The following is a 13,840-nucleotide window of genomic DNA, read 5'->3' as shown; positions in this document are numbered from 1 at the left end:
CCTTGTTCAAACAAAAAACTACCATGAGCTCAAACACAAAATCAGACCCAACCATTTTTGTCATATTTGGTGGTACGGGCGACCTGACTTCCAGAAAAATTGGCCCTGCTCTGTACAACCTGTTTTTGGATGGTTGGATGCCATCGCAATTTTCTATAATTGGTACCGGTCGTACCCAATATTCTGACGAACAATTCAGGGAAAATCTATATAATGATCTTAGTCAGTTTTCACGCAGCGGTGTACCTGATAAAGAAAAATGGGCAGCATTTGCACAAAATGTATATTATCAGGTTTCAGATGTAAAAAATGCTGAAACATATAAAGAATTTGGCAAACGCATCGAAAAACATAGCGCTGATTGGAAAGCAAAACCAAATGTGATCTATTACCTGGCGGTGTCGCCTAATCTGTTCCCGATCATCGCCTCTAACCTGGCAAAGGCTAAACTAGCTGACGATAAGAACAGGACCAGGATAGTAATAGAAAAACCGTTTGGACATGATTTGGATACGGCTAAAGAACTTAATCAGCTGCTATCCAGTATATTTGATGAGTGCCAGATATATCGTATAGACCATTATCTTGGCAAAGAAACGGTACAAAATATTATGGCTTTCCGTTTTGCAAACTCTATTATGGAGCCGCTTTGGAACCGTAATTTTATTGAACACGTGCAGATTTCAGTTTCTGAGCAGTTAGGAGTTGAGGAACGCGGCGATTACTATGATGGTTCAGGCGCTTTGCGTGATATGATCCAGAACCACTTGTTGCAGTTGCTTTGCCATATAGCGATGGAACCGCCTGTAAGTTTTAATGCTGATGAAGTGCGCGACCGTAAAGTAGACGTATTGAAGGCCATGCGTAAGTTTGGTCCGGACGATGTACGTATGTCGGCAGTTCGTGGTCAGTATGGCAGCGGCTGGATGAAAGGAAAAGAAGTTCCCGCTTATCGCGACGAGCCAAAGGTTGATCCCGAATCAAACACAGAAACTTTTGCTGCCATCAAGTTTTTCATTGATAACTGGCGTTGGCAGGGTGTGCCTTTTTACCTGAGAACCGGTAAGCGCCTGCATCAATCTTCATCTGTTATCACCATCCAGTTTAAGGATGTCCCTCACCTTATATTTCCTACCGAAGCGGCTGAAAGCTGGCAGCAAAACAGATTAATTATCAGTATACAACCTGAGATGAGTATACGCTTGCAGGTTCAGGCTAAGCGCCCTGGTATTGATATGATCTTAAATGCTGTTGATATGGTATTTGACTATAAAGGTACTTATACACAGCAGGCTCCGGAAGCTTATGAAACCCTGATCCTGGATACCATGCTTGGCGATCAGACACTGTTTATGCGCGGGGACCAGGTAGAAGCTGCGTGGGAACTGGTGATGCCAATATTGAGCACATGGCAAAATAAAAAGAGCCTGAATTTTCCTAATTATTCAGCCGACTCATGGGGGCCTGAATCAGCTGAGGCATTAATTGCACGCGACGGATTTAATTGGTTTACTCTACCTGTACAAGGTAAAAAATAATTATTTGATGAAAATAAATGTTTTTAAAAATGAGGACGAAGTTCTTAGGGGATTGGCCAACTTTATTGTGGAAATTGCATCGGAATCAATTTCCACAAATGGGCAATTTTCTATAGCACTGTCGGGAGGAAATTCCCCTAAAAAACTCTATGAATTATTAGCGTCCCCGTCATATAAAAATAAAATTGAGTGGAATAAAGTCCATTTCTTTTTTGGTGACGAGCGCTACGTTCCGCACACCGATTCGCAAAGTAATTATCTGATGGCCAAAAAGGCTATTCTTGAACCTTTGGAGTTGAGTTACAAGCAGATATTTCCGATTGATACTTCATTAAGCCCGGATGAGGCTGCTAAAGCATATACAAATGACATCAATTTGTATTTTGCCGGGACTGAGCCTCGTTTTGATTTAGTGCTATTAGGATTGGGTGACAATTCTCATACTGCATCGCTGTTTCCGCACACACCTGTTCTTCATGATAAAACAGCCTCGGTAAAAGCTGTTTTTCTTGAAGATCAGAAGGTGTTTCGAATCACAATGACAGCACCTCTGATCAATCTGGCACACCATGTGGCTTTCCTTGTATATGGCGAGGGTAAAGCCGTCGCCGTGCATCATATCATTGAAGATAAAACAGATATTGAAGAGTATCCTGCTCAGTTGATAAAACCTCAAAGTGGTGATTTGCAATGGTTTTTGGATACGGGTGCGGTTGCTCAATTAAAACGAAAATAGTCTATCGTTCTAATTGATCTGTAAAATAGGTTCCCGGGCAAACATGATAATGCCTGCTACTTTATATAAAACGTCTTAAGTGTTGAACTTAAGGCGTTTCTTGTTTTTGTTTAATACAAATTTTCTTTGCGTTTCAATTTTTACGGCCTGCTATAAAAATGATTATTCGTGTGGTATAATAATTGTAAGTTAAGAACTAAGATTTGAAAAATACACGTACAAAGCCGACTCGTCTAACTTGAATGTTTTATTAATTAGTTATTTTAGTTACTAGTTAACGAGGGATTATTTGAGTAGATACTATCAATATGTCAAACCTTACTTTATCTGAAAACATGCCTTTTGAACCGGAACTAAATTATTGGACACATAAGCTGAAGCGGGTAAAGCCATTAAACTTATTCACAGATTCAGCCAGATCTAATAAAAAAAGTAATAATAAACGTAGCTCCGAGTTCATTGTCGACGAAAAATTAAGGGAACAATTAACGAAATTTAGCGATGAACAAAAAGTAACGCTTTTTGTCACCCTGTTATCTGCTTATAAGGTTTTGTTATACAGGTATAGCTCACAGGATGATATATGTGTAGGAAATGTTATTTGCAATGCTGGTGTAAATAGCAGTCGTCACAACTATCTAAGTATACTTCCTTTACGGACAGAAATTAACAATAGCAATACTTTCGAAGAATTACTCCAAAGCGTAAATGCGACTGTAAATGATGCATATCAGCATCAAAATGTTCCATTTGACAAATTAACGGCCTTAATATCTGAAGATGCAGACTTACGCTCTAACCCTTTGTACCAGGTGATGTTCATATTACAGAATGGTGTTGCAATCCCATCGGAATATACCCTTGAATCAGATGTTACACTTTTTGTTAAAGAAGAAGGTTCTGTACTAAAAAGCAGAATTGAATACAACTCGGATCTTTATAAAGAGGACATAATCAGCCGTATCATAGACCACTTCAAAATATTGCTTAGTTCAATAATTGCCAATCCCAAAAAGAACATCGGGCTGCTACCTATTTTAACAGAAGCAGAGGAGCATAAGCTTTTACATGAACTTAATAATACTGCGATTGAATATCCAAAAGATAAATCTCTTATTGATTTATTTGAAGAACAGGTAAATAAGACTCCGGATAACATAGCAGTAATTTTTAATGACTTTGAAATTAGCTATAAGGAATTAAATATCCTTGGTAATCAGTTCGGCGATTATTTGAGAAATACATACGATGTAAAGCCTGATGACCTTATTGGTCTTAAACTGGAGAGAGGGGAATGGCTGATTATTGCAATAATTGGTATACTAAAAGCGGGTGGTGCATATGTTCCAATCGATCCGGACTATCCGGGTGAGCGCATTAACTACATGATAAATGATAGCGCCTGCGGTATATTAATAGACGGAGAGGAGATCGAGCGATTTAAAAAAGTAAAAAACAGCTATAATAAAGATAATCTTAAAAATGGGGCTAAAGGTAATAACCTCGTATATTGTATTTATACTCCCGATTCAACTGGTAATCCGAAAGGGGTATTAGTTGAGCACAGAAATGTAGTAAATCTGATATGGTCACAACGCGAAGTATATAAAATCACTTCTGATGAAAGAGTGCTGCAATTTACTACCATCATTTTTGATCATTCTACCGAACAGTTCTGGATAGCGCTTTTGACCGGCGCTGCATTAGTTGTTCCTGATAAATCTACCGTATCTGATCTTAAGGCGCTGGAAAACTATATTATAGTTAAGAAGGTAAGCCATATTCATACCGTGCCGGCGGTCTTAGTCGAATTATCTATAGACGATATGAGTAATGTAAAGCGGGTGATAACAGCAGGCGAAACCTGTTCTCCATCACTTGCTCAAAAGTGGAAGGGTAGTTTTATGTTCATTAACGAATATGGCCCTACAGAAACGACAATTACCTCGGTTGAATATAAAGCGGAACAGTCTGATAAGTACCATGTCTTCGTACCTATCGGTCGTCCGGTAGCTAATACCGATATATACATATTGGATGATCATCAGCGTCTGTTGCCTTTTGGCGCATTGGGTGAAATCTATATTGGTGGCGATGGCGTCAGTCGAGGATATTTGAACAGGCCGGAGTTAACCAAAGAAAAGTTCATAGCTGATCCGTTCAAAAATGAAAAACGAATATACCGCACTGGGGATTTAGGAAGATGGTTGCCTGACGGTAACCTGGAATACGTGGGACGGGCAGATGATCAGGTGAATATACGTGGTTTCAGAATTGAATTACAGGAGATAGCTTCTGTGCTCCGGAAACATCATAAAGTAAGGGAAGCGATTATTATTGCTGCATCCATAAACGAAACTGATAATGAACTAATCGCGTATACGGCCGGTGATGCAACGGCTAACGAATTAAAGGACTATTTGAAGGAACAGCTTCCGTTGTATATGGTGCCGGGGTATTATGTGCATTTGGATTCAATACCCATTACAATTACGGGCAAAGTAGACAGGAAGGCGTTGCCAATTCCGGAAAGTAGTGTTATATTTAAGCCTCCTCACATAGCACCTTCAACAGAAATTGAAAAATCTCTGGTGAAGCTATGGGCCAAAGTATTAAATATACCCGAAAAAACCATCGGGTTAAAAAATGATTTTTTTGATCTGGGTGGACATAGTATAAAAGCTATACGTCTACTTGCATTAATACATAAAGAATTGGGAGTAAAATTACCATTGAACGAACTTTTTTCTAAAGGTACTATTGAACACCAGGCCTCAATGATAACTAATAGAGAATTGAATACATATGAGGCCATAGAAACTATCCCTGAAGCTGACGAATACAGGTTATCTTCGGCACAGAAACGTTTATGGATACTAAATCATTTTGAGGGTGCTCAGAGTGCATACAATATTCCGTATGTCATTTCACTGGAAGGTCATTTAAATAAAATTGCTTTAACGGATGCATTTAGAGCAATGGCATTACGCCATGAAATTTTAAGAACGAACTTTAAAGAGAATGAATCCGGTGCTGTCTTCCAGGAAGTTATAAGCCCTGATAAGTATGTTTTTGAACTCAAAGAAACTGATTTAACAAAAAATGCAGATAAATATGCAGTATTAAATCAAATAATAGAGCTTGAAAGCTTCGGAGGTTTTGATTTTATAGAAGGTCCCCTGTGGAGATGTCACCTTGTTCAATTAGAAGATGATAAGCATGTTCTGATTATGGTGCATCATCACATTATAAGTGATGGCTGGTCAATGGATATTTTCCGCAAAGAATGGGGTGTATTATACAACGCTTATTCAACAGGGGCTGCTCCTCAACTGGCACCGTTAAGCATACAATATAAAGATTATGCGGCCTGGCATAATAAATACCTGCATTCTGATAATCTTATACCTCATAAAGAATATTGGCTGAAGCAGTTCGAAGGAGAACTGCCTATCCTGGAACTGCCTGCAGAAAAAGAGCGTCCGGCTATTAAAACGTTTAATGGTTCATGCGTTACCACAACTATTGACAATAATGTATTTGATAAATTAAACAGGATCGGAAAAGCATTAGGCGGAAGTTTGTTTATGAGTTTACTGGCATGCGTAAATGCCCTGATGTACAGGTACACCAGCCAGGAAGATATCGTAATTGGTAGCGAAATAGCGGGCCGTGAACATCCCGATCTGGGGAACCAGATAGGATTCTACGTCAATACATTGGCTATCCGTACGCGTTTTGATGGTTTGGGTAGCTTTGAAGCCTTATATAAACATGTCAGGGAAGTGACTTTAAGCGCCTACGAGCATCAGTTGTATCCATATGATGAACTGGTTGATTCACTGAAATTACCCAGAAACGTCAACCGTAATCCATTATTTGATGTAATGGTGGTGTTGCAAAACTCGATGGATCAGGACGCTGAATTTACATTGAACGGATTACATACCAGTCGGTATAAAACAGGGGAACACAGAGTAACCAAATATGATGTCAACTTTATATTTTCCGAATCAAAAAATGGATTGGAACTGATTTTAGAATATAATACTGATATCTACAGTGATACACAGATGCATCGGATGCTAAGTCATTTCGAGAATCTGCTAGCAGCTATAGCTCAGGACCCCAAACAAAGTATAGCTGCCATTGATATTCTTACCAAAGAAGACAAACACCAGCTCTTCGACGTATTTAATGATACACTGGTTGATTATCCGAAGGAAAAGACACTTGCTGATATTTTTGAGGAACAGGTATTAAGAACCCCGGATGCTATTGCCTTACGCCAGCACGACGAAAGCATGACGTACCGGGAATTAAACGAACGGGCAAATCAGCTGGCCCATTACCTGATCCAAAGTGGAGTAAACAAGGGTGATAATATTGCTTTATTAGTTACACGGAACTTTCACATGATCGTGGGCATGTTTGGTATCCTTAAAGCAGGAGGGGCATATGTTCCTATTGACCCTGAATATCCGATTGACAGGCAAGAGTATATTCTTCAAAATTCATCGGTCAAAAAAGTAGTTACCGATGGAGAATACCCGCTTGCATCACTTGTTTCACCGGAGTTATTCGTCAGACTTAAAGAAATCGATCTGAGAGAGTGCAGTAAAGACAATCCTGGGCTAAAGATTGATAGTACCCAACTGGCCTATACAATTTATACATCCGGCTCTACGGGGCGGCCAAAGGGCGTAATGATTGAGCATCATATGGCTGTCAACCTGGTATTATGGGTAAATACCGAGTTTAACGTTGGTCCTGATGATCGTTTACTCTTCATTACATCAATGTGTTTCGACCTTTCGGTTTACGATGTTTTCGGTATGCTATCTGCTGGCGGATCATTGGTTATCGTTCAACAGAACGAATTGTTGGATGTACCCAGGTTGAAGGATATGATGTTAACCTATAAGATAACATTCTGGGATACTGTGCCAACTACGATGGATTATCTGGTACGGGAACTCGAAGCCCATGACAGATCATATTTGCAAGAAACTCTTCGTGTAGTGTTTATGAGCGGGGACTGGATACCTGTTAATCTTCCTGACCGTATAAAGGTTTATTTTCCGAATACCCGAGTTATTAGTCTTGGTGGTGCCACAGAAGGCACAGTGTGGTCTAACTTTTACCCTGTAGAAAGGGTCGAAAGCAACTGGGGGAGTATACCTTATGGCCGGCCAATGAATAATAACTTCTTTTATATCTTAAATGAAAAGCTACAGCCTGCACCTATCGGAGTTGTCGGAGAATTATACATTGGTGGGGTAGGTGTGGCCCGTGGATATGCAAACGATAAAGAAAAAACTGACTACGCCTTTGTAAAAGATCCTTTCAGTGATAAAGCTGGTGGCCGGATGTATCGGACAGGCGACCTTGGACGAATGCTTCCAGACCTGAATATGGAATTTATTGGCCGCAAGGATGACCAGGTTAAGATCAGAGGGTACCGCATTGAACTGGGTGAGATAGAAAGCGTTCTTCGCCAATGCGAACAGGTAAGCCAGGCTGTTGTACTAGCTAAAGCTGATAAGGATAAGAAAAAACGTCTGGTTGGTTACTTGGTTGGTAAAGAGAATTATGACCGGGCGTCTGTTATAGCTTTCCTTAAAAGTAAATTGCCGGATTATATGGTTCCGACATTATGGATGGAAGTAGATAATATACCACTTACAGCCAATGGAAAAATTGACAAAAAATCATTGCCTGAATTTAATGCCGAAGAACAGATTAAAGATCAATATGTGGCTCCACGTACTGAATCAGAAAACCTATTGGTTAAGATTTGGGAAGACGTATTAAAAGTTGGCAATATTGGCGTGACACACGACTTTTTCGACTTAGGAGGCCACTCGCTATTGGCTGTCCAAATCGTAAATCAAATAAAAAAACACACAGGTAAAATATTGCCGATCTCTGTTTTATTTAAATATAGTAATATTGAGTCGTTAAATGCGTTCCTGAACGAGAATGATACTGAAAAGATTTCTAAATCGCTGGTTCCCATAAAGCCATCCGGTAGTAAAATGCCGGTGTATTTTATACATGGCGTTGGCTTGAATGTTATGAATTTCGCCGACCTTGCTATGTACCTCGATAAGGATCAACCTGTTTTTGGCATTCAAGCGCTTGGACTTGGCGGAAAATTTCCTCCTGTTACTACAATAAGTGAGATAGCCAAAATATATGTTTCGGAGATAATTGAGCATGATCCAAACGGCCCTTATGCTCTTGCCGGGTATTCATTGGGTGGTTTTATAGCTACTGAAATGAGGAAACAGTTTGAGGCATTAAATAAACAGGTTGTGGTGCTGGCCATAATTGATACTTATGCTGATTACACCGACGACTTTTTTACCATGCTGCCCAAAAAGCTCAACAGGCATATCCGAAAGTGGATAAATTTGGGTATTTCATTTATCAGTAGCCCTAATAAAACAATTCAGAAGCAAAGGAGTATATATCTGGAGGATAAGCAATATCGTTATGATGCGATAAAACTGGCCAAAGAAAGTGGCGATCAGGAATTTTATAAGTTAATGAAACACATCAGATCCACTTATTACGATTCCTACAGAAAATCAAAAATGGAGCCATTTGACGGGTTTGTATACTTATTCAGAGCCACACATTGTTTGCACTATACTGATGACAAAGTATATTTGGGATGGAAAAAATATGCGTTAAAAGGGATGAAGGAGTTTTTAATTCCAGGAGACCACAGGACTATGTTATTAAAGCCAAATGTAGAGGCATTTGCCAGAGCTTTACAAGAAGTACTCGACAACGCCAGCGCTGAAGCAAATAAGAACACATAAATTGAATGTTTATCGGTTAATATTAATTTAAACACAAACAAAACTATAGTAAAGATTAGGTCAATAAAAATGCCCTAAGTGTAGCGTATAACTACTTAAATGAAAATAAATCACATAATAATGAATTTGGATGCTGGTGGTGCACAGACTTTTGTAGCGTCATTGGCGATGGAACAGAAAGAGCTTGGGCATGATGTTTCGATAATTATAATTGACGAGCTTATAAATTCAGATTTCCAGAAGCTTTTGGTACAAGGCTTACGGGAAAAATCTGTTGATCTTTATTTTCTCAATAGAAGACCGGGGAGAAATATTACTATAGTTAATACTATCAAGGGTATTATAAAAACACTTTCAGCAGTTAACCCGGATATTATTAATACGCATATTTCTACCTCACATTTAATTGTAAGTATTTGTTTAAGATTTGCTTTAAAGAGGTTGAAAAACAGACATGTTATTACCGTACACAATGCTCCTGAAGAATGGAGCCGGATGACCCATAGATTTAACGAACATACACCTAGTATATATTGTTCGTACTCTGCGTTGGATTTAAATCCCAAAAGAGACTGCCTGAGCGTAGCTATCCAAAACGGGATACCCAAGTTGAAAATTGATGATCGTGCACTTCCAATATTAAGGCAATTTAATAACAATGGCGTTGCACATAGGTTCGTATTGTGTGTTGGGAGATTGTCAAAACAGAAGAATTATGATATGGTGTGCGAAGTGGCGCAGCATTTTGAGGGCAAAAATGTGCATTTTTTAGTGTGCGGAATAAAGCAGGAAACCGCAGAGCAGGATCTTGAGAATTTTAGCAAGATATCTAATATCCATTTTATCGGTACCAAAACACAGGAGGAAGTTTATTCTTTAATGAGCAATTGCGATTGTTTTTTTAATGCCTCATTGTGGGAAGGATTGCCGATAACAGTATTGGAAGCATTTTTCGCTGGTATTCCATGTGTTCTTTCGGATATACCTCCGCATATTGAGATCGGTACCAATATGCCGAATTGCTATATTTCAAGCCTTGAATCTAAGGAGTCCTTTATAAGTAATATAGAAAAAGCCCTTGATCATACAGAAAATAAGCAACAGATACTACAAGCTCGGCAATCATTTTTGAGAACGTATACTATTTCCACAACTGCAAACAATTATGTCGACTTCTATAATAAGGTTTTGGAGAATGTGTGATGATTTTAAATGTTAATTCAGAGAAATAACTGGCATAATTCATAATATGCAAATAATATTTAAAGGTCAGGCATATATCCCTGACCTTTAAATATTACGTATCATGCTCGTCGTAGAAAAGAATATTATTTGAATCGACCAGTCCCTACCACGGCTCAATTTTTCTTCTTAAAACACCTAATGATTTCAATCTCACTGGATTGCTTGTTTGTAAAAAACTTGTGACAAAGTCGTGATGTTTGACGTTTTCTGGTGGAAAATAATTTAATACCGGGCTATTTTTCTCTGAAAAATCTATGGAAAACGTCATAGGTTATAGCTTATTCATAAAAAACTTGAAAACTATAACATATTGAAAATCAGTTTTTTTTCCGAAATCAATTAAAGTATATATTAATTTTTTTTCCTCATAATTAATTTTTATGAAACTTCGGTGCTTATGCCAGCGTAGAAGAAACCCTAAAATGCTGTTATGAAAATGAAAAAATTAAAAGGCCCCCTGGCAAGTGTAATGTGCTCTCTGGCATTACTAACTGCTGCTACATTCTCATCATGTCAAAAAGATTCTTCAGTAACACCTCCAGTCGCAACAGTTGGTTCAACTGCTGCCTCAAATAGCATAGATTATAACCGTCACCACGGTACTGGTTACATAGATACAACTCATAAGTCAACAGGTGGAACCACAACCGGTACTACTGGAACCACAGGTACAACTGGGACTACAACCGGTACGACCACTGGAACCACCGGTACAACTGGGACTACAACCGGTACGACTACTGGAACCACAGGTACAACTGGGACTACAACCGGTACGACCACTGGAACCACAGGAACAACTGGGACAACCGGCACTACTACTGGTACCACCACTGGAACAACAGGTACAACCGGCACTACCACCGGAACAACAACTGGTACTTCCGGATCTACACATTTTACCTATAAAGCATCGGCGCCAATTAGTTTGAGTAATCAAAGCAATATCACTATCAGCGGTGATTCGATCAATGTTGGTAATGGTAGTACGGTAGGTATTCGCCTCAGCAACTGCAGCAATGTGCACATTACCAAATGTAAAGTAATGAACTCTACTAATGATGGTATCCAACTTAACAATTGTACAAATGTGACTATTGACAGTTGCTTTATTACGAACGTAAGGGCAGGTGTCAATGCTATGTATAGTACTACGGTAAAAGTAAATAGTAACCAATTTCTTAATATGAACGGACCATTCCCTTCAGGAAATTTTGTACAGTTTAACAATGTGAACGGTGGTGGATGTCAGATTAAATATAACAAGTGCGAAGATATAGTAGGTGTTGCACAGCACCCTCAGGATGGTTTGAGTGTTTACCAGTCAAATGGTTTGCCTGGGGACTCAATTATGGTTATTGGCAACTATATCAGAGGCGGCCAGGTGCTGCATGATTCAGGTGGTGCAGCAGGTATTGTTTTGGGTGACGTTGGCGGTACGTATCAGGTAGCTCGTTATAATGTCCTGGTTAACCCGGGAGCAGTTGGCGCACAGGTGCAGGGCGGTAGCCACATCACAATGGACCATAACACCATTTATAGTACAGCAACGCCATACACAATGGTAGGTATAGCTTACGGTAACTATTCCGGAGCAGCAAGCAGCGATGTAACCATGAGTTACAATAAAGTAAAATATTACCAGACATCAGGAGCAGAAATGGATGCATGGTGGGATCCAAGTACAGCAAGTCAGCCACAGGGATGGACCACTAATATTCTGAAAGCAACTATTGACGCAAGTATATTACCATCCTCAATTATTACGCTCAACTTATAACAAGTTCCAAAGGAAAGATAATTTAACTGATCGAAAGAACGAACCCGGTTGATATGTAAATATAGCCGGGTTTATCTTTTTATGTGTAATTACTAAAAATTATGTAGAAAAGCTATTGAAGGTTAATTGGTTGATAATTGACCCCGGTAAATGTGTCTGTCTTGTTTATAAAATCGTAGATGGGCTTATAGGTAAAGCGGTTAGCATACTGGTAAATGTGCTAATCGCTTTCTCTTTTCCTTTTGGTTTCGATTATTAATTAGAAGTCATGATGTCTTTAGTATCACTAAAATTCTTAACTGAATGAGCGTTTTTTTGCATAGTAATTAAAAAATGTGCATAAAAATGTGGAAAGTATAATTCTTTGACAACCAGATATTTTAAATATTTTGCAGACGTTAATAATCCCGAAGAATAATTTTCAGTAAACTAAAATTCTGAAAATGTCGTTCAAAAAGGCATAATTAATTTAACTACTATGATCAGACCTGGACAAAGCCGTATGGCTTCTCTTATCTATCCGTTTGCTTTAATTGCAGCATTAGTTATAACATCCTGCCAAAAAGATGACTCAACCATACCGGACACCAGTTCGGTTAATACTTCGGGAGTCGTTAAAGGCTCCTCATCTTCAACCGGTACTTCTACAGGAACAACAACTGGATCGACAACAGGCTCGCCGGGAACTACTGGTACCACAGGCACAACTGGAAAAACTGGCAGCACCACCGGTACATCGAGTACATCGGCCAGCATCGTCTACAAAGCATCCGCACCAATTAGTTTGAATAATCAGAGCAATATCACTATCAGTGGCGATTCAATCAATGTAGGTAACGGAGCTACAGTAGGAATCAAGTTGAATAATTGCACCAATGTGCACATCACTAAATGTAAAGTGATGAACTCAACTAACGATGGTATTGTGCTTAATAATTGCACAAATGTGACTATTGACAGCTGCTTTGTTACCAATGTAAGGGCAGGAGTTAATGCCATGTACTGTACAACCGTGAAGGTAAACAATAACCAGTTCCTTAATATGAACGGCCCGTTCCCTTCAGGCAATTTTGTACAGTTTAACAATGTGAATGGCAGCGGTTGCCAGATTGCATATAATAAGTGTGAAGATGTAACAGGTGTTGCACAGCATCCGCAGGATGGCTTGAGCCTTTATCAGTCAAATGGACTACCTGGGGATTCAATCATGGTTGTTGGCAACTATATCAGAGGTGGCCAGGTACAGCATGATTCAGGTGGTGGTGCAGGTATTGTTTTGGGTGATGTGGGTGGTACATACCAAGTAGCCCGTTATAATGTTTTGGTTAACCCTGGAGCCGTAGGTGCTCAGGTACAAGGTGGCAGCCATATCAAAATGGATCATAACACCATTTATGGTAAGGCAACACCATTTACGATGGTGGGCATAGCATACGGAAACTATTCTGGCGCTGCTAGTACCGATGTAACCATAAGTTACAACAAAGTAAAATATTTCCAGACATCAGGAGCAGAAATGGACGCGTGGTGGGACCCGAGCACCGCTACTCAACCGCAGGGCTGGAACACCAATATCCTGAATGCAAATATTGATGGCGGAATATTACCGTCTGTAATTGTTACATTAAAGCTTTAATCTTAAATTTGGTAAATGGACAACCCCCATTTTGAATAGAAAGCAGGTTAATACTATTCTATTCAAAAATGAGGG

The 13,840-nt window shown here is 39.3% G+C and carries 6 protein-coding genes; all 6 read left to right on the top strand.

Annotation, left to right across the window (positions count from 1 at the left end; all coding sequences use genetic code 11):
* Positions 1-23: 23 nt before the first annotated feature.
* Positions 24-1,538, top strand: coding sequence for a glucose-6-phosphate dehydrogenase (gene zwf / locus Q3A68_RS04510; RefSeq protein ID WP_302899857.1), 1,515 nt, complete (start codon positions 24-26; stop codon positions 1,536-1,538).
* 7 nt (positions 1,539-1,545) lie between these two features.
* Complete coding sequence (pgl, locus tag Q3A68_RS04505; protein WP_302899856.1) at positions 1,546-2,274, top strand: 6-phosphogluconolactonase; 729 nt, start codon at positions 1,546-1,548, stop codon at positions 2,272-2,274.
* A gap of 308 nt (positions 2,275-2,582) precedes the next feature.
* Entirely contained in the window at positions 2,583-9,104 is a 6,522-nt protein-coding gene (locus Q3A68_RS04500; protein WP_302899855.1) for an amino acid adenylation domain-containing protein, read from the top strand.
* A 99-nt stretch (positions 9,105-9,203) separates the two neighbouring features.
* Positions 9,204-10,307, top strand: a complete 1,104-nt coding sequence (locus tag Q3A68_RS04495) for a glycosyltransferase family 4 protein (RefSeq protein WP_302899854.1) — start codon at positions 9,204-9,206, stop codon at positions 10,305-10,307.
* Positions 10,308-10,785: 478 nt separating this feature from the next.
* Positions 10,786-12,129 (top strand): right-handed parallel beta-helix repeat-containing protein, encoded by a 1,344-nt coding sequence (locus tag Q3A68_RS04490; protein WP_302899853.1) that lies wholly within the window; start codon positions 10,786-10,788, stop codon positions 12,127-12,129.
* A 478-nt stretch (positions 12,130-12,607) separates the two neighbouring features.
* Complete coding sequence (locus Q3A68_RS04485) at positions 12,608-13,765, top strand: right-handed parallel beta-helix repeat-containing protein (protein ID WP_302899852.1); 1,158 nt, start codon at positions 12,608-12,610, stop codon at positions 13,763-13,765.
* The last annotated feature ends 75 nt before the right edge of the window (positions 13,766-13,840 follow it).

The sequence above is a fragment of the Mucilaginibacter tolerans genome, assembly GCF_030519375.1.
GTDB lineage: Bacteria > Bacteroidota > Bacteroidia > Sphingobacteriales > Sphingobacteriaceae > Mucilaginibacter.
This window is presented reverse-complemented; position numbering and strand designations above follow the sequence as displayed.

Coding starts and splice junctions, on each gene's coding strand:
- zwf (WP_302899857.1), top strand. CDS start 24: ATGAGCTCAAACACAAAATCAGACCCAACCATTTTTGTCATATTTGGT.
- pgl (WP_302899856.1), top strand. CDS start 1,546: ATGAAAATAAATGTTTTTAAAAATGAGGACGAAGTTCTTAGGGGATTG.
- Q3A68_RS04500 (WP_302899855.1), top strand. CDS start 2,583: ATGTCAAACCTTACTTTATCTGAAAACATGCCTTTTGAACCGGAACTA.
- Q3A68_RS04495 (WP_302899854.1), top strand. CDS start 9,204: ATGAAAATAAATCACATAATAATGAATTTGGATGCTGGTGGTGCACAG.
- Q3A68_RS04490 (WP_302899853.1), top strand. CDS start 10,786: ATGAAAAAATTAAAAGGCCCCCTGGCAAGTGTAATGTGCTCTCTGGCA.
- Q3A68_RS04485 (WP_302899852.1), top strand. CDS start 12,608: ATGATCAGACCTGGACAAAGCCGTATGGCTTCTCTTATCTATCCGTTT.